21 protein-coding genes are annotated in these 18,492 nt (G+C 32.1%); 17 read left to right on the top strand and 4 right to left on the bottom strand.

Annotated elements, in window-relative coordinates; translation table 11 throughout:
- Positions 1-26: 26 nt before the first annotated feature.
- Positions 27-1,751, bottom strand: coding sequence for an ABC transporter ATP-binding protein (locus tag LQ693_RS13735; RefSeq protein WP_107565190.1), 1,725 nt, complete (start codon positions 1,749-1,751; stop codon positions 27-29).
- Positions 1,752-2,064: 313 nt separating this feature from the next.
- On the opposite strand from LQ693_RS13735, the gene LQ693_RS02990 reads away from it, so the two are divergent.
- The 4 genes from LQ693_RS02990 to LQ693_RS02975 all read left to right on the top strand — a co-directional run bounded on the left by LQ693_RS02990 (position 2,065) and on the right by LQ693_RS02975 (position 3,695).
- Positions 2,065-2,544, top strand: a complete 480-nt coding sequence (locus tag LQ693_RS02990) for a hypothetical protein (protein WP_107565191.1) — start codon at positions 2,065-2,067, stop codon at positions 2,542-2,544.
- A 10-nt stretch (positions 2,545-2,554) separates the two neighbouring features.
- Complete coding sequence (locus LQ693_RS02985; protein WP_025906456.1) at positions 2,555-2,764, top strand: helix-turn-helix domain-containing protein; 210 nt, start codon at positions 2,555-2,557, stop codon at positions 2,762-2,764.
- Positions 2,765-2,844: 80 nt separating this feature from the next.
- Positions 2,845-3,216 (top strand): VOC family protein, encoded by a 372-nt coding sequence (locus LQ693_RS02980; protein WP_107565198.1) that lies wholly within the window; start codon positions 2,845-2,847, stop codon positions 3,214-3,216.
- Positions 3,217-3,233: 17 nt separating this feature from the next.
- Positions 3,234-3,695, top strand: coding sequence for a DinB family protein (locus LQ693_RS02975; RefSeq protein WP_107565192.1), 462 nt, complete (start codon positions 3,234-3,236; stop codon positions 3,693-3,695).
- A 23-nt stretch (positions 3,696-3,718) separates the two neighbouring features.
- Here the strand turns inward: LQ693_RS02975 and LQ693_RS02970 are convergent, their stop codons facing one another.
- Positions 3,719-3,862, bottom strand: coding sequence for a hypothetical protein (locus LQ693_RS02970; protein ID WP_182461805.1), 144 nt, complete (start codon positions 3,860-3,862; stop codon positions 3,719-3,721).
- A gap of 87 nt (positions 3,863-3,949) precedes the next feature.
- Here LQ693_RS02970 and LQ693_RS02965 point away from each other — a divergent pair, with 87 nt between their 5' ends.
- The 3 genes from LQ693_RS02965 to LQ693_RS02955 are packed head-to-tail and all read left to right on the top strand — an operon-like array spanning position 3,950 to position 5,636.
- Complete coding sequence (locus tag LQ693_RS02965) at positions 3,950-4,153, top strand: DUF1272 domain-containing protein (RefSeq protein WP_025906452.1); 204 nt, start codon at positions 3,950-3,952, stop codon at positions 4,151-4,153.
- A gap of 19 nt (positions 4,154-4,172) precedes the next feature.
- Complete coding sequence (locus tag LQ693_RS02960) at positions 4,173-4,613, top strand: GNAT family N-acetyltransferase (RefSeq protein ID WP_037589001.1); 441 nt, start codon at positions 4,173-4,175, stop codon at positions 4,611-4,613.
- Between the two features lie 18 nt (positions 4,614-4,631).
- Positions 4,632-5,636: a zinc-binding alcohol dehydrogenase family protein gene (locus tag LQ693_RS02955; RefSeq protein ID WP_107565193.1), complete on the top strand. Its 1,005-nt coding sequence runs from the start codon at positions 4,632-4,634 to the stop codon at positions 5,634-5,636.
- Between the two features lie 163 nt (positions 5,637-5,799).
- Here LQ693_RS02955 and LQ693_RS02950 read toward each other — a convergent pair whose 3' ends face one another.
- Complete coding sequence (locus LQ693_RS02950; protein ID WP_025906449.1) at positions 5,800-7,236, bottom strand: YhgE/Pip domain-containing protein; 1,437 nt, start codon at positions 7,234-7,236, stop codon at positions 5,800-5,802.
- Positions 7,229-7,687 (bottom strand): MarR family winged helix-turn-helix transcriptional regulator, encoded by a 459-nt coding sequence (locus LQ693_RS02945; RefSeq protein WP_103360699.1) that lies wholly within the window; start codon positions 7,685-7,687, stop codon positions 7,229-7,231. The genes LQ693_RS02950 and LQ693_RS02945 overlap by 8 nt, the downstream gene beginning before the upstream one ends.
- A 248-nt stretch (positions 7,688-7,935) precedes the next feature.
- Between LQ693_RS02945 and LQ693_RS02940 the strand changes: the two genes are divergently transcribed.
- The 10 genes from LQ693_RS02940 to LQ693_RS02895 all read left to right on the top strand — a co-directional run bounded on the left by LQ693_RS02940 (position 7,936) and on the right by LQ693_RS02895 (position 18,153).
- Positions 7,936-9,036, top strand: coding sequence for an ABC transporter ATP-binding protein (locus LQ693_RS02940; RefSeq protein WP_025906444.1), 1,101 nt, complete (start codon positions 7,936-7,938; stop codon positions 9,034-9,036).
- A 41-nt stretch (positions 9,037-9,077) separates the two neighbouring features.
- On the top strand, positions 9,078-10,331 hold the full coding sequence (locus LQ693_RS02935) for an extracellular solute-binding protein (protein WP_107565845.1): 1,254 nt from the start codon (positions 9,078-9,080) through the stop codon (positions 10,329-10,331).
- 8 nt (positions 10,332-10,339) lie between these two features.
- Positions 10,340-11,608: a sugar ABC transporter permease gene (locus LQ693_RS02930; protein ID WP_103354225.1), complete on the top strand. Its 1,269-nt coding sequence runs from the start codon at positions 10,340-10,342 to the stop codon at positions 11,606-11,608.
- Positions 11,608-12,450: a sugar ABC transporter permease gene (locus LQ693_RS02925; RefSeq protein WP_025906438.1), complete on the top strand. Its 843-nt coding sequence runs from the start codon at positions 11,608-11,610 to the stop codon at positions 12,448-12,450. The genes LQ693_RS02930 and LQ693_RS02925 overlap by 1 nt, the downstream gene beginning before the upstream one ends.
- A 15-nt stretch (positions 12,451-12,465) precedes the next feature.
- The gene (locus LQ693_RS02920; protein ID WP_103360695.1) at positions 12,466-13,470 is read left to right on the top strand and encodes a LacI family DNA-binding transcriptional regulator; all 1,005 of its coding nucleotides are present in this window, start codon (positions 12,466-12,468) and stop codon (positions 13,468-13,470) included.
- 14 nt (positions 13,471-13,484) lie between these two features.
- Entirely contained in the window at positions 13,485-15,140 is a 1,656-nt protein-coding gene (locus LQ693_RS02915; RefSeq protein ID WP_103360733.1) for an alpha-glucosidase, read from the top strand.
- A 304-nt stretch (positions 15,141-15,444) separates the two neighbouring features.
- The gene (gene dhaK / locus LQ693_RS02910) at positions 15,445-16,410 is read left to right on the top strand and encodes a dihydroxyacetone kinase subunit DhaK (protein ID WP_025906431.1); all 966 of its coding nucleotides are present in this window, start codon (positions 15,445-15,447) and stop codon (positions 16,408-16,410) included.
- 12 nt (positions 16,411-16,422) lie between these two features.
- Positions 16,423-16,998 carry a dihydroxyacetone kinase subunit DhaL gene (gene dhaL, locus LQ693_RS02905; RefSeq protein ID WP_103360694.1) on the top strand — a complete coding sequence of 192 codons (576 nt, stop codon included), beginning with the start codon at positions 16,423-16,425 and terminating at the stop codon, positions 16,996-16,998.
- 2 nt (positions 16,999-17,000) lie between these two features.
- A complete protein-coding gene (dhaM, locus tag LQ693_RS02900) occupies positions 17,001-17,369 on the top strand; it encodes a dihydroxyacetone kinase phosphoryl donor subunit DhaM (protein WP_025906428.1) in 369 nt (122 codons plus the stop codon).
- Between the two features lie 79 nt (positions 17,370-17,448).
- Positions 17,449-18,153: a FadR/GntR family transcriptional regulator gene (locus LQ693_RS02895; protein ID WP_025906426.1), complete on the top strand. Its 705-nt coding sequence runs from the start codon at positions 17,449-17,451 to the stop codon at positions 18,151-18,153.
- The last annotated feature ends 339 nt before the right edge of the window (positions 18,154-18,492 follow it).

The following is an 18,492-nucleotide window of genomic DNA, read 5'->3' as shown; positions in this document are numbered from 1 at the left end:
TGTCTCAGCTTTTATTGTGCTTATATTTAGTTCTCTTCGTTGATATACATTCTATAATAGAATCCTTGTTTCTCTATAAGTGTATCGTGATTACCAGATTCTATAATGCCTTCTTTTGTTAGGACGTATATGTTATCTGCATTTCGAATTGTTGATAATCGATGGGCGATGACGATAGTTGTGCGATTGAGTGTCAGTTGTTCCAATGATTGTTGAACGACTTTCTCACTTAAATTATCTAAAGAACTTGTGGCTTCATCTAAGATGACGACTTCTGGGTTTTTTAAAAACATTCTTGCGATACTAAGTCTTTGCTTTTGACCGCCAGAAAGTTTAGCACCTTTTTCACCAATTTGTGTGTGATAACCATTTGGCAGTTGTTGAATAAATTCATGTGCATTGGCTAATTTAGATGCATGAATAATTTCATCCATTGAAGCTTCAGGATTACCATATTTAATATTCTCATAAACTGTACTAGAGAATATATAGACATCTTGTTGAACGATACCTATTTTTTGTCTGAGTTCTTCAAGAGGCATCGTTCTAATATCTTGATGATTAATCTTTATGGATCCTGATGTAACATCGTAAAATCTTGGTAGCAGATTGGCGATTGTTGATTTACCTGAACCTGATGGGCCAACTATCGCAATATATGCACCGTGTTCGATTGTTAAATTTAAATTATGGATAATATATTCTTGGTCATATTGAAAGTAAACATGGTCAAATTGAATAGCACCGATTGAATGTCGTGTTTGTTGTTGGTGAGTATTCTCTGATGTTATATCCGGTTTAAGTTGCATTAATTTAAAGAAGCGGTTAAAACCTGAAATACCTTCATTATATTGAACAGACAGCTTAACAAGTACTTCAATAGGTGTTGCGATATTACCTACATAAAGTACAAATGCTAACAAATCCCCGATAGAAATTTCTTTTTTCATAATTAGTAATGCACCGAGCACAATGATGATGACAGGCATTGCTTGAATAATTGACCCTATAATCTCATTATATAGAGCTTCATATTTATGAACTTTCTTTTTAATTTCAATTGCTTTTTTATTAAGTGATTTATACTGATTACTTTCAAATGATTCATTCGTAAATGATTTTGTAACTTTAATTCCTGATATCGTATTTTCTAAAAATCCATGAATTTCAGCATTGGTAGCTTTATCTTGTTCATAGATAGAAGAGAGCTTTTTGATGTAATACCAATAAACCACAATCATAATAGGAATAAATAGCATCATCACAATTGTTAATTCTACATTGATATACAAGAGAATGACGACAGCACCTATAAAACGAATAATGTACATTAAGATATCTTCAGGACCGTGATGATATAACTCTGATAAGTTCTCAAGATCACCCGTTAATCTCGACATCAAACCACCCGTACTATTTCGGTCGAAAAAGTGATGAGGTTGGCTTTGAATATGTTCATATAACTCTTCGCTCATATCTTTCTCCATCTTTGCACCCATAACATGACCATAATAATCTATAAAAATATGGCACAAAAATTGAATCAATATGAGCAATACCATAGCAGCACCTAGTAAGTAAATTTCTTTAACATGCACTTCAGAGAAATGTTGAATTAAATTCTCTGTGATATAACGAATAATCAATGGTATTACAAGCGTTATAACCGTAACAAGTAATGAACAAATTAAAGTTAAACCGAAAATTCGTTTATAAGGTCTGTAGTATGATATGAATTTTTTAAATTTCACAATAATAGCTCCTTAAGTTTTATTGGTGTCGTTTACCAATAAACTTAATACATTTCACTTAAAGGTAAACGACCTCAGTGGCAGTAGTTAAAAGGATACGATTATTATTTTTTCTCATGGTAATCTTCCTCTCTAGTGTAAAATTACAGTAAAGACTGTTACTGAGAGTATAAGTTAAAATCGAATAAAACACAACGCGGATGAGAATTATAAATATATGACTCATTTTTATCGAAAAACGATAATTTTTATTGATAAACAATAAAAAAGGTGTTAAACTTTTATTGAAAAACGATAAAAGGGTGAGATTTCGATGAGTAAAATTAGTAATACTGAAAAACGTAGTTATTTGATTACATTAATAGCGATGATCATACATGCTTTGTTAGTAGTTGTTAATCTTGTGGTTTTCTTTAGAAAAGTACCTTTGAGTACTGCATTTGATATAAAGAGTGGCGTATTATACTACATGATATGTTTTATTATTCAAGCACTGTTGTTAATTGCTTTCTTTATATTCGTGTTGAGCTTTATAAAGAACATCAACAAAAAGGATTTCTTTAATTCAGGAAATTATAATAAAATATTCTTTTCTTCAATCATTATTATGGTATATGGTACATTAAACTCAATGAAGAGTTTAATTGGTGTTGACGTCACATATAAAGAATTATTAAGTACTACTCCTTATACAACGGTATTATTGCTGAGTATCTCTTTAATGATGTTAAACTTCTTAACAATTTATAATGAATCTGAATCAATGAAAGAAGAACATGATTTGACTGTTTAAGGGTGACAAGATGATAAAAATTAAATTAGATGAAATATTAAAAGAGAGACATGTTTCTCTGACTGAACTTGCTCAAGAGGTAGATATTACGATTGCAAATTTATCTATTTTAAAGACTGGAAAAGCTAAAGCGGTTAGATTTAGTACGCTAGAAGCAATTTGTGAATACTTGGATTGTCAGCCTGGTGACATCATGGTTTATGAAAAGGATGCAGAGTAAAATTAAACTTTGTTATTTTTGCACTTGAATCATATATAGCGTATTCTAAATGTAATAAATGAATGAAGGTGATATATATGATTGAAAAGTTACATCAAGTCATGTTATACGTTGATGATCAAGAAAAGGCTGTTGAATTTTGGAAAGATGTAATGAACTTTGTTGTGAAGTCAGAAGATGAGTTGCCTGAAGGTTTCAAGTCTGTAGAAATTGCACCTAGTGAAGAGGCTGAAACGTCATTTGTATTATTTGATAAAGCTTTTATTGAAAAGTACAGTCCTGAAGTGAGTTTAGAAACACCTTCTTTAATGTTTAAAGCTTCGAATTTTGATGAATTATATAAGTCGTTAAAAGAACAAGGATTAACTGGTCATGATATTATAGAAATGCCTGAGGGTAGAGTATTTAATTTTCATGATAAGCAAGGTAATTATTTTGCAATTACTGAGTAAAAACGGAGGGAATTGAAATGATAGAATCACAGTTCCGAATTTCTTATAGTATGTTATCTGATGTTGTCAAAGATATAGATGAGAAACAAGCGGATTTTCAACTGGAGTTAGAGAAAAACAATATTAAATGGCAACTTGGTCACGTAATTGTGGCAAATGAATCATTTGTCTTTGGTACAAGTGAAGAAGGTAATATACTCGGTGAAAAGTTAGGTAAATCATTCTCACCAGGTACTTCACCACAAGATTTTACAGGTGTAGAACCAACTTTCCAAGAATTAAAAGGTATATTAAATCAACAACTAGAAAGAATATTAAATGCACTTGATGAACAAATGGACAAATCAAGAAAAGCACCGATAGCAAATATGGATACTTTTGCAGAAACAATTTCATTTGGCATATTGCACACGAATTATCATACTGGTCAAATTAAGTTGATGAAATCAATGTTAGATAAATTAGATCAAGGCGTATAAAAATATTGAGAGAAAAGAAACGTTTAAGTTTCTTTTCTCTCTTTTTCATTAGAACAGTCAAAGCATAATAATGCTTTGTCTTCTTGCACAACACCTTCTATAAAGCCACTATTACAATAAATATCTGTTTGGCATTTTGCACATTTACCTACGAATTCTTTTTCCATAGAATCACACCTTAAAATTCATTTTATGTACTTAAAAGTGATATGATAATTATGTATATACTAACATATTTTTATGGAGTGATAGAAATGGCTTTAGAGATGAAACCAAATTGCGAAAAATGCGGATATGAATTTCATAAGAAAAGTAATGCTTTTATATGTGTACAAGAAACAACATACTGTAGAGAATGTGCGGAAAATTTATATTATGTATGTCCAAAATGTAATGGGGAACTTGTCGTTCGTCCGAAAGCAAAAGCTGATACTAAAACTGTAATGGGAGACCGATAATAATAAATGAGGTGATGGATTGAATATTCGAAGATTACAACTCAATGAGATAGAGAAAGTTGTTGCTGTATTTGATGACTATCGTGTTCATTTTGGTCAACAATCAGATATAAAGGCGACGTATGAATTTATATATAGAAATGTTTCTCGTGAAGATGCTGTTATATTTATAGCTGAAGCGAATGAGCAAGTGATAGGATTTGTACAACTATACAAGATGTTGTCATCGATGAAAATGTCAAACCTACTTATTATTAATGATTTATTTTTAACAGCAGATGCGAGAGGTCAACGAATTGGTGAGCAATTAATGAATCAAGCATTTACTTATGGGAAAGAAAATGGATATGAGACAATATATTTAGAAACCGAAAAATCAAATATAGCTGGTAATCGTTTATATCAAAAATTAGGCATGCAAATCGATGATGAACATAACTATTATCATAAACATTTATAAACAAGAGGTGACTTTTAGATGAAAGCAATTGGGTTTAGTAACAGTTTTGATTTGAAAGTATCAAATGAATTTGAAGAAAGAGATATACCAGTTCCAGAAGCTAAAGGAAGAAATATTTTAGTGAATGTGAAGGCTGCGAGTATAAATCCTATAGATACGAAATCAAGAAATACATCTGATGGGGAATTTAAAATATTAGGGTATGATGCAGTAGGTGTCGTAGAAGCGGTTGGAGAAGAAGTAGAATTATTCCACGTAGGTGATGAAGTATATTATTCTGGCACAAATACGAAACAAGGGTCGAATGCAGAGTATCAATTAGTTGATGAACGACTTGTTAGCATTAAACCAGAACACTTATCTTACGTTGAATCAGCAGCTTTACCTTTAACTGCACTAACGTCATTTGAAGCATTATTAGAAGGACTAAACATTTCATCTAACCCGGAAGATAATAAAGATAAGAAGTTACTAATTATTAATGGTGCAGGTGGTGTAGGTTCTGTCGCAACTCAAATTGCGAAGCATTTGGGGCTAACAGTTATCACGACAGCATCTCGTAAAGAAACAAGAAGATGGTCAGAGAAAATGGGTGCTGACATCGTGCTCAATCATAAACACCACTTACCAGATGAATTAAGAGCACATAAAATTAATCAAGTAGATTATATCTTTAATACACATAGTAGCGATGCATACTTTAATGTCATGGCAGAAATGATTAAGCCAAGAGGAAAAATCGTAGCACTTGTTAATTTTATGGATAAAGTAGATTTAAATTTATTAAAAGATAAAAGTGTGACATTCTCATTTGAGTTTATGTTTACTAGACCAAAATATGAAACAGACGACATGATCGCACATCATGAATATTTAAGAAAGTTAACATATTTATTGGATAGAGGAACGATTAAAACGACAGTAAATAAGACACTAAAAGGATTAAGTGTAGAAACAATTACAGAAGCACATCGTTTAATAGAAGAAGGAAAAAGTATTGGTAAAATAGTAATAGAATATTAAGAGTATTATTAGAGATGACATTACGAACACTTCTGGTCAAACTTGTTCATAACGGCTGCGTTAATTACAAAAGTCGCAACAACTGTAACTAACGGCGCCGTCACTACTTAAAATAAACTACAAAAAAAGCACAACCTCACGAGAGGTTGTGCTTTTCTACATCTTAATAGTCGTTTTCGTTTGCGATACGTCTTAAGTGTGGATATTTAGAACGTATTACATATACAAGTAATGTTAGTGCTGCGAATACAATTGCGATAAGTCCGATTATAAGCATTGATTGTCCATAAGTTACGTCACTAGTGAAGTTAAAGATATTCTCTCTTAATGCTTTAATTACATAACTCATTGGAGAGAATGGGTGTAAGTCTTGGAAGAACTTACCTGATAATTCTATTGGGAATGTACCTTCACTTGATCCTAATTGTAAGATTAATAGTATAATCGCTAAGAATTTACCGATATTACCTAATACAACTGTTAGGAATGTCACAATCATATATGCTGCAATACTCCATAAGATGAGTGTTAAAGTGAAGTGTCCTGGATTAGCGATATCAATTTCAAATCCGTATAAACATAGTACCGCTAATGCTAATGCTGATCCTAAAGCTTGCATCATGAATATTGCAAACTTACTTAACCACCATTTGAATCCCGTAGAATCACCAATTCGTTTATCAATAGGGTAAACTGCTGAGAATGCAACTGCACCTACATATAAACTTAATGATAGGATATATGGTGCAAAGCTTTGACCATAGTTATTAACTTCTGTTAAATCATCTTCGTTTGATACGACTGGATTATTGATTGCTTTAACATTTTTATCTTCAAAGTATTTATCATCTGATTGCTTAATAGCTTTATCAATATTTGCTTTTAATTTGTCATTGTTAGCTTGTAAATCACTTAAACCTTGAGATACTTTCATACTGCCTTGTAAAAGTTGTTGTCCTTCTGCGCCAGCCATTGGAGCAAGTTGTTCTAATCCAGATTCAACTTGTTTATTACCATCAATCAGTTGAGATTCTGCATCTGACATTTGTCCAAGTGCTTTAGAAGTATCTTTATAACCATCTGTTAATTTATTCATACCTTTAAATGATTCTGAAATGTATTTCTCACGAACAGATTCACTTAAATTATCTTCAACAGCTGTAATAGCTTTAGATGCGATTTGTGAACCAGTGTAACTATAACCAGGGTTCGTTTTGACATTTAAGTCGATTTTTTTAGGATTTTTATCTAACATAGAACCTGCATTTTTAGTCGTTTCAGCTGGTATTGAAATGACAGCATAAGATTCACCATGTTCTAAATGTTTGTCTGCAGTTTCTTGAGAAACAAATTCCCATTTAAATTTATCATTGTCTTTTAATTTATCTACTACGTCTTTACCGATGTCTGCCTTTTCACCATTGATTTTTCCACCGTTATCGCTATTCACTACAGATATCTTTAATGAATCCGTCTTTCCGTATGGATCCCATAAAGAACCTACAAATACTGAACTATAAATAAGTGGAATAAGCATAATTGCTATAAGTGATACGAGTAGAAACTTATGTGTCCATAAATTTTTTATATCATCAAACATGATTAACATTGTCCTTTCCTGTTATAAGTTTATTAGCTTTCTCTAATTGTTTAACAAACGTTATAATCTCTTCGTTTGAAAAGTGAGAAGACAATTTACGATTAAATGTTTCGTAAATAACATCTTCAGTACGCTTTACAAGTTCTAAACCTTTATCTGTTAGCAAAACAGATTTCTCTCTCTTATCTTCGCCTTGCTGAATAGCAATGAGGTCTAGATGCTTTAATTTATTAATCCTGTTTGATATAGCAGTCTTAAAGACGCCTTGTTTAGCAGCAATAAAACTGTATGTGCATCTAGGAAAATCTTTAATAATTTTTAAAGTTTGATATTGTTCTTTAGAAACAACTTCATCTAACCCAGAATTATTTAAAATCTTTGCAACTTCACTGTGTATATTAATGATGGATTCTTGGAATAGGTTAAAAGCTTTTTTTAATTCTTCTTCCATAATTAGTACACCTCCTGTACTTAATACAAAGAGTATAGTACACCCTATGTACTATAATTGCAAGAGGTTCAACTCAAAAAAATACAATCGTTTGCGTGTAAAGGCTTTCTTTTGAAAATAAATGGTTTATATTGTCGCGAATTATTAAAGCAATCGTTTGCATAAAATTGTTGACTTTTTAACTTTTTACACATATGATAAATCTATATTAAATTTTGAAAGCGATTACAATTATGGAGGGTTTATCTATGGCTGAAATGAAATTAGAGAATATAAAGAAGACTTACGACAAAGGTAATACTGTAGTACATGATTTTAACTTACATATAAAAGATAAAGAGTTTATTGTTTTCGTTGGTCCATCAGGGTGTGGAAAGTCTACAACTTTGAGAATGATCGCAGGATTAGAAGACATTACATCAGGAAATTTTTTAATTGATGATCGAAGAATGAATGATGTCGCACCGAAAGATAGAGATATCGCAATGGTCTTTCAAAATTATGCTTTATACCCACATATGACAGTATATGACAATATGGCATTTGGTCTTAAACTACGAAAAATGAATAAAAAAGAAATAGATAAAAGGGTTCAATACGCAGCTGAAATTCTTGGATTGAAGGAATATTTGCCAAGAAAACCTAAAGCTTTATCAGGTGGTCAAAGACAAAGGGTTGCATTAGGTCGAGCAATTGTAAGGGATGCGAAAGTATTCTTAATGGATGAGCCTTTATCTAATTTAGACGCGAAATTAAGAGTTCAAATGAGAACAGAAATATTAAAGTTGCATGAACGATTACAAACTACAACGATTTATGTCACACATGACCAAACAGAAGCTTTAACGATGGCAACACGTATTGTTGTCTTAAAAGATGGCGATATTATGCAAATAGGTACACCACGTGAAGTATATGATGCACCAGAAAATGAATTTGTTGCCCAATTCATTGGATCACCTGCAATGAATATTTTTGACGCAAAAGTTAATAAAGACGAGTTAGTGATTGGCAAACAAGTGATTAAATTAAATGAAAGTAAAGCACGCATGCTTAATCATAATGGCTATGATGGCAAGACGATACGATTCGGTATTCGACCAGAAGACATTCATGATGAACCTGTATTTATCAATGCTAATAAGGATGTAACCTTCAAGACTAAAGTACTTGTTAGTGAATTATTAGGTTCTGAAATTATGATTCACGGATTATTTAACGATGAAGAAATTTGCGCCAAGTTAGATGCTAGAACAGTGATTCATCCAAATGAAGAAATTGAGCTCGCATTAGATTTAAATAAATGTCACTTCTTTGATAAAGAAACTGGAGAAAAAATAAAAAATTAATTGATTGAGTGAATTAACAATTAATGAAAGAAGGGGATTAGATGAAACATTTAATAAAAATTTGCTCAATATTACTCGTGACATTATTGCTTGCAAGTTGTGGTCCTAATCGAACGCAAGAAGATATTGATAAAGCACTGAATGATGATGAAAAAACAGCCAAACCTAAGTCACTTACGATGTGGGTAGATGGCGATAGACAAATGGCTTTTTATAAGAAAGTAACAGAAGATTATACAAAAAAGACAGGTATTAAAGTCATTCTTAAAAATACAGCTCAAGATGATCAAGTAGATAACTTGTCACTTGATGGTCCTTCAGGTAATGGACCTGACTTATTCTTTCAACCGCATGACCGTGCAGGAGATGCTTATTTACAAGGATTAGCGGCAGAAATTGATTTTACAGATGAAGAATTAAAAGGTTATTCCAAAGAAGCATTACAAGCTTTAAATTATGAAGGTAAACAGTTAGCATTACCCGTTATCGTAGAATCAACGGCTGTTGTCTATAACAAGAAACTCGTTAAGACACCACCAAAGACGATGGATGATGTTGAAAAAATCGCAAAAGATGTAACTGACAAAGATAAAAAGCAATATGGATTTATGTTTGATGCAAAGAACTTCTACTTTAATTATCCATTTTTATTCTCACAAGGCGGATACATATTTAAAGAAGAAAAAGATGGATTTAATACAAATGATGTAGCAGTAAATGATCCATCTGTCGTGAAAAATGGAGAGAGATTACAATCATGGTATGACAAAGGTTATATTACGAAGTCAGCTAATCAAGATGTAATTGTAGGACTTTTTAAAGAAGGTAAAGTAGGCATGTTTGTAACAGGTCCTTGGCAAACGAATGAGTTTAAAGAAGCACTTGGCGATGATTTCGGTACAGCAACATTCCCAACTGATAATGGTAAAGAAATGAAACCATTCCTAGGGGTAAGAGGTTGGTTTATATCCGAATATAGTGAAGAGAAATACTGGGCTAAAAACTTAATGCTGTATTTAACAAATAAAGATAATATGCAGAAATATACAGATGAAATGCAAGAAATTACAGGTCGTACAGACGTCTCTTCTAAAAATAAATTATTAAAGCCATATGAAGAACAAGCTCAAAATGCTATTCCAATGCCAAATATTCCGGAGATGAGTCAAGTATGGGATCCGATGGGAAATGCAGCGACATTTATGTCCAACGGTAAAGACCCTAAAGAAGCACTTGATGAAGCGAAAAACGGTATTGATGAACAAGTAGAAATTATGAATGCATCTAAAAAATAAAAGAAGGTGTGAAAATGAGAAATCCAAAATTAGCAGCCATGCTATCGATTATTCCAGGTATTGGCCAATTCTATAATAAAAGATATATAAAAGGTAGTATATTTATCGTATTTTTTATTAGTTTCATTTCAGTATTTTATCAATTTATGAATATTGGATTCTGGGGATTATTCACTTTAGGTACAGTTCCTAAATTAGATGATTCAAGAGTTCTATTAGCACAAGGTATCATTTCGTTATTATTAATTGCATTTGCGATCACTTTATATGTCGTGAATATCATAGATGCTTATCGTAATGCAGATCAATATAATAAAGGATTTGAAATTAAAGATCGTAAAGGTCGAATGACGGCGACATGGGATAAGACTTTCCCATATTTATTAATATCACCAGGTATCTTTTTATTAATATTTGTTGTCGTATTTCCACTTTTATTCATGTGTTTTTTAGCTTTTACAAATTATAATTTATATAATGCACCGCCTAGACATTTATTAGAATGGGTAGGATTTGATAACTTTAAATCATTAGTTACAGTACCTATTTGGAAGACAACATTCTTTAACGTATTAACTTGGACGATTGTTTGGACTTTAGTAGCGACTACTTTACAAATCGCGTTAGCGTTATTACTCGCTATTATTGTTAATCATCCACTTATTAGATTTAAAAAGCTTATTAGAACAGTATTAATCTTACCTTGGGCAGTTCCATCGTTTGTGACAATATTAATCTTTGCGGCCATTTTTAATGATGATTTTGGTTCGATTAATAATGATATCCTACAACCATTATTCGGTATTGCACCAGCATGGTTAAATGATCCATTCTGGGCAAAGGTTGCTTTAATTTTAATTCAAGTATGGCTTGGATTCCCATTTGTATTCGCTTTATTCACTGGTGTTCTACAAAGTATTTCATCAGATTGGTACGAAGCGGCAGATATGGACGGCGCATCAAGTTGGCAAAAATTTAGAAATATTACGTTTCCACATATTTTATTTGCGACTGCACCATTATTAATTATGCAATACGCAGGAAACTTTAATAACTTTAATTTAATTTACTTATTTAATAAAGGTGGTCCACCTGTTTCTGGTCAGAATGCAGGTAGTACAGATATCTTAATTTCATGGGTTTATCGATTAACATTTGATATGCAAAATTATAATATGGCTGCAACGATTTCATTAATTATCGGTGTGTTTATTGCCATTATTGCATTCTTACAATTTAGAAAGACAAGTACTTTTAAAGATGAGGGGGATATTTAATGAATAAGAAGAATAAAAATATATTAAGAGCGATTATCATGTATGGCATTTTGATTATTATGTTTATTATCATTATTTATCCATTACTGTGGACTTTAGGGTTATCACTTAACTCAGGTTCCAATCTTTATGGTTCTTCTATGATTCCGAAAGATGCATCTTTGAAAAATTATATTTATTTACTAACTGATCCATCGAGTGATTATCTCACTTGGTATAAGAATACATTAATCGTGGCAACGGCTAATGCGCTATTCTCAGTAATCTTTGTTGGTTTAACGTCATATGCATTTTCAAGATATCGTTTTGTCGGCAGAAAATACGGACTAATTGCATTTTTAATTTTACAAATGTTCCCGGTATTGATGGCAATGGTAGCAATTTATATCTTATTAAATACAATAGGCTTATTAGATTCATTATTCGGTCTTACTTTAATTTATATAGGTGGTTCCATTCCGATGAATGCTTTCTTAGTAAAAGGATATTTCGATACAATTCCTAAAGAATTAGATGAATCTGCTAAAATAGATGGTGCAGGACATATGAGAATATTTTTCACAATTATGTTACCGTTAGCTAAACCGATTCTAGCAGTTGTTGCTTTATTTAATTTTATGGGACCATTTATGGACTTTATTCTGCCAAGAATTTTATTAAGAAGTCCTGAAAAATACACACTAGCAGTCGGACTATTTAATTTTATAAATGATAAATTCGGAAACAACTTTACAGTATTTGCTGCTGGAGCAATGATGATTGCAATTCCAATCTCAATAGTATTCTTATTATTACAAAGATACTTAGTGACTGGTTTAACGGCAGGTGCTACAAAAGGATAATAAAGGAGTGATCTCGTGGTTACAATAAAAGATGTTGCGAAAGAAGCAAATGTTGCACCATCAACAGTATCAAGAGTAATTAGTGGACATAAAAGTATAAGTGAAAAGACATCAAAGAAAGTTAAAGCTGTGATGAAGCAATTGGGCTATCAACCTAATATTGCCGCGAGAACACTTGTAACACAAAAATCTAAAACGATTGGTTTAATTTTAAAATCAGCTTCTAAAGAAATGACGCAAAACCCATTCTTTACAGATGTTCTGATGGGGATATCAATAGCTTGTAAACAAAGAGAATATTCAACGATTATGACAACGTCGGTTGAACAAGCTGACTTATTAGTTGAAGTAGAAAATCTCATTAAATCTAAATCGATAGATGGCTTTATTATGCTTTACTCAAAAGAAAATGATCCGGTTACACAACTACTCAAAAAATATCAATTTCCGTTTGTTGTTGTAGGTAAACAACTAGGCGAAAGAGAAATTATTCATATCGACAATGATAATGTCGAAGCAAGTCAAATGATAACTGAATTTATGATTGATAAAGGGCATAAACATTTAGCTTTTATAGCTGAACCAGATTCATATGCTGTTGCATTAGACAGGGTAGAAGGCTTTAAGAAAGCTTGCGATAAACATGGTATCAACCAATATGAAATTTACCATGCAAATCCTAACAGAGATGAAATATTAGCAATCATTAAAGAAATGAAAGAAAGTGCGACTTTCCCTACAGCGATTATTACATCAGATAGCATGATCAATATTAATTTATTAAGTGCATTATATGAACTTAATATAAGTGTGCCAGATGAAGTGATGACAGCAACTTTTAATGATTCATTTATTAATACTTTTGCTTCACCACCTCAAACGGTCGTGAATATTTATCCTGAACATTTAGGTGAGGAAGCGGGTATAGCTTTAATTAAACTGATTGAGAATCCTAATATTTTAAGAAAAAATACGATTATTCCAACAGATATAATAGAGAGAAAATCAACGATAAAATAAGAGGTGACTGAATGATGGAGGAACGAATTTGGTGGAAAGAAGCGGTATGTTATCAAGTTTATCCTAGAAGTTTTAATGATTCTAACAATGATGGTATTGGTGACATAAATGGTATTAGAGAAAAGTTAGATTATTTGAAAGATCTAGGTATAGATGTGATTTGGGTTTCACCAATATTTAAATCACCGAATGATGATAATGGCTATGATATTAGTGATTATCAAGATATTATGGATGAGTTTGGTACGATGGAAGACTTCGAATTACTTTTAAAAGAGACGCACGATAAAGGTATGAAACTCATATTGGATTTAGTCATCAATCATACATCAGATGAACATCCATGGTTTATCGAGTCTAAATCGAGTAAAGACAATCCTAAAAGAGATTGGTACATATGGCAAGAAGGAAAAGACGGCAAAGAACCTAATAACTGGGGAAGTATTTTCAACGGTTCGGCTTGGGAAAAAACTGAAGAAACAGATGAATACTACTTGCATATTTTCAGTAAAAAACAACCAGATTTAAATTGGGAGAATGAAGCGGTTCGCTCTGAATTATATAATATGATTAACTGGTGGTTTGATAAAGGTATCGATGGTTTCCGCGTAGATGCAATTACACATATTCAAAAATCATTTGAAGATGGCGATATACCAGTCGAGCCAGGTGATGAACAGTATAAAGCGGCATTTGAACGCTATACAAACAGACCAGGTATATTAAATCATTTACGTGAATTGAGAGATGAAACATTCAATAAATATGACATTATGACAGTAGGAGAAGCAAATGGTGTCAGTCCTGATGATGCGAATGATTGGGTAGGCTTTGATAATGGTATATTTAATATGATTTTTCAGTTCGAACATTTAGGATTATGGAATACTGAAGATAGCGGATTTGATGTTATACAATATAAAAATATTATGTCTAAATGGCAAGACCAACTTGAAGGAGTTGGCTGGAATGCGCTATTTATCGAAAATCATGATCAACCAAGACTCGTTTCAACTTGGGGAGATGATGAGCATTATTGGTATGAAAGTGCAACAAGTCATGCGACAAATTATTTCTTACAAAAGGGCACACCATTTATTTATCAAGGACAAGAAATAGGGATGACAAACTATCCGTTTGAATCATTAGAAGATTTTAATGATGTTTCTGTTAAAAATGAAATTAAATTGAAAGAACAAAATGGAGAAGATGCATCATCTTTATTAAATAATTTGAGTAAAGTAAATAGAGATAATTCTCGTACAATGATGCAATGGGATAATCGTGCGTATGCAGGATTTTCAACAACAGAACCATGGTTCCACGTAAATCCAAATTACAAAACAATCAACGTAGCAGATCAGTTAGAAGATGAACATTCTGTATTAAATTATTATAAGCGTTTGATTCAATTGAAAAAAGATTACGACGTGTTTAATTACGGTAAATACGAACTAGTCGATAAAGATCATAAACAAATTTATAGCTATAAGCGCGTATTAGATAACGAAGAAGTTATTATTATGAGTAACTTAACAGGCGAGAAAGCTAGTATCACATATCCACTCAATTTAGAAAAAAGTAAGTTATTATTACACAACTATACAACGATAGAAGATACAAACATATTAGAACCATTTGAAACAAGAGTATATCTAATAGAAGAATAAGAGTGGGAATCCGAGACAAAGCATGTTGTCTCGGATTTTTTATTTGTGTGTGGGAATGTAACTACCAGAATTCGGAATAGTGGTAATAAGAACGCTGTCCGTAAGCGCCCATGTTAGGGACATTATTCGGAATTCTGTCCGTAAGCACCCTCGTTAGGGACATTATTCGGAATTCTGTCCGTAAGCCCTACATACAAGCTCATTCCCAAATTATCATTTCTTATTAACTCATATTGTTAACGCTTACCTATCTAAACGTTTTATAATGGAATAGAAAACATAGAATTCAACGGGAGGTCATTATATGAAGAAATTAATGAATGAAAAAACAAACTTTGTAGCGGATATGCTTAAGGGAATCGAAGTGATGGATAACTCAGTTGAAATTATTAGCGACAATGTTGTCGTTCGTAAAAATGTTAAAAAGAGTGGTGTTGCTTTAGTTTCTGGTGGTGGATCTGGTCATGAACCTGCACATGCTGGTTATGTTGCTGAAGGTATGTTAGATGCAGCTGTATGTGGTGAAGTCTTTACTTCTCCAACACCGGATAAAATTCTCGAAGCGATTAAACATGTCGCGACTGATGAAGGTGTCTTATTAATCATTAAGAACTATGCCGGAGATGTTATGAACTTTGAAATGGCGCAAGAGATGGCAGAAATGGAAGGTATTTCTTGCCAATCCGTTATCGTACGTGATGATATTTCTATTGAAAATGAACAAGATAGAAGAGGTGTAGCGGGTACAGTTCTTGTACATAAGTATGCCGGCTATCTATCTGATAATGGATATAACTTAGCAGCTATTAAAGAAAAAGTAGAATCATTTATTGAAAATATTAGAACGATTGGAATGGCCATTTATCCTTGTTTAGTACCAACAACTGGTCAATACGGATTTGATTTAGATGATAATAAAATGGAGATTGGTATTGGTATTCATGGTGAACGTGGTATTTACCAAGAAAATATTGAAACAATCGATAAAATCATTAACCGTTTAATGCATGAACTTGAAAAGGAAGTTTCTGATAAATCATTAATTGTTATGATTAATGGTATGGGTGCGACACCAGATTCAGAACTTGCAATCATCGCGCATTATTTTAATGAATATGCAGAACAAAATGAATTAGATGTTAAAAAATACTTTGTTGGCAATTATATGACTGCATTAGATATGCAAGGATTTTCTATTACATTAGTGCCTTATCAACAAGAAGTTGAAGAAGCATTTAACGCACCGACAGAAAGTAAATATTTTAAATAGGAGGCATTTTAAATGAACGCAGAAACATTGTTAAACAAACTTAAAGCTTTAAGTCATACGTTTGAACAAGAAGAACAAAATTTAACACAATTAGACAGAGCAATTGGTGATGGAGACCATGGTGTTAATATGTTACGCGGATTTAAAGCAGTAGACGAAAAAGTTACAGGAGATACAGTGAGTGATGTATTGAAATCTACAGGCATGACTTTAATGAGTTCTGTAGGTGGTGCATCAGGTCCACTATATGGATTTAGCTTTGTTAAAATGGCAGGTCTAGATTATGACGAAATCACTTCTGATAATTTATTAGAATATGTTAATACTTTTAAAGATGCAGTTGCTGCTAGAGGTAAAGTATCAGGTGGCGAAAAAACAATGTATGATGTGTTATTAAAAGCCTCAGATCATTTATCAAATGGAGAGTCATTATCTGAAGATGTGTTGCAACAGTTCGCTGAAGATACGAAAGATTTAGAAGCAACTAAAGGTAGAGCAGCCTATTTCAAAAAGGATTCTATTGGACATATAGATCCTGGTGCACAAAGTATGGTATATGTATTAAAAGCTTTAAGTGAGGATGTGTAAACATGGCGACAATAGGTATTATTAGTCATAGTAACGATATCGCACAAGGTGTAAAAGCATTATTGGAGCAAATGTCTCCAAGTGTCACAGTAATCGCAAAAGGCGGGACAAATGAAGGTGGAATCGGTACAAGTATCGATACAGTTAATGAAGTAATTGATGCATTAACTGAAGATGCATTATTATTTTATGATATCGGTTCATCTGAAATGAATTTAGAAATGGCGTTAGACTTATATGACGGCGAATATAAATTGTACAAAGTAGACGGTCCCATTGTAGAAGGTGCATTTTTAGCAAGTGTATCTTTATCAACAGGTGCAACATTAGAAGAAGCAATGGAAAGTATTAAAAGAGAATTTCATCAATAATTTAAATTCTTTAAGATGAAATATATTTTAAATGATATAATTGCTCTACTAATGATTTTAACAAGGTGGAGAAAGAAGAATGAAGATATCGAACAAGAAATTATATGAAAAAGTTGCAGATGTCATCATATTAGATATTAATGAAGGTCGTTTGAAAATAGGAGACCGCTTACCATCTATAAAGGCTTTATCTGAAAGTTTTGGGGTAGGACAAGCAACGATAAGAGAAGCATTGAATGCGTTAAGAGCAATGGGCTATGTAGAAATTAAACACGGGCAAGGGACTTTCATCGTTGAAAGAGAAGAAGTTTATTTTAATATCGAAGCAATCAATGGAGACGTTAAAGATATTGAAAATTTACTAGAAGTCCGTAAAATTGTTGAAGTCGGTGTATCAAGACTAGCAGCTGAAAAAAGAACAGATGATGACTTGCATGCTATTGAATCTGCATTAAAAGATATGAAACAAGCCATTCAAGACAATGAATTAGGAGAAGCTTCTGATTTGAAATTTCATTTAGCTGTAGTAGAAGCGGCTAAAAATGATATGCTTAAACAATTATTGTTAAATGTATCTGAAATTATGAGACATACAATGAAAGAAACGAGAAGGATTTATTTATATACGAAAAGTAAATCAATCGAGAAGTTATATAACGAGCATAAAGAAATTTTTGAAGCTATTAAATCTCAAAATGCAGAGCTCGCGCAACATAAGATGGCATTTCATTTAGAAGAAGTAGAAAAAGTTGTACTCAGTAATATTAAAAAAACAGAACAATAATACTTGATGATGATAACTGCTATTGATGTCTAACATAGACATGATAGCAGTTTTTTATTTTATGCAAAATTAAAAGCGATAAGCTTCAGGAGGCTTATCGCTTTAGGGTATGTAACCCCATCCGTTCCATTTCATAATCATATATAAAGACTTCTTACAGTTAATAATAAATTGCATGATGTCTATTCGAAAATGAAGTACATTTATTACAACTTATCATCTGTATACTTAGTATAAGGTCAACGGTGCACTTTATCAATGTTAATTCTTAAAAAAAGATGCCAAATTTACACTTAAATGTGATTTAAAAATATATATAAAGACTTGTTATAAAAACAT

This window comes from Mammaliicoccus sp. B-M6 (genome assembly GCF_022386965.1).
In the GTDB taxonomy this organism is placed as follows: Bacteria; Bacillota; Bacilli; order Staphylococcales; family Staphylococcaceae; genus Mammaliicoccus; species Mammaliicoccus sciuri_A.
Note: the sequence above shows the minus strand (reverse complement) of the source record. Positions and strands in the feature narration are given on the sequence as shown.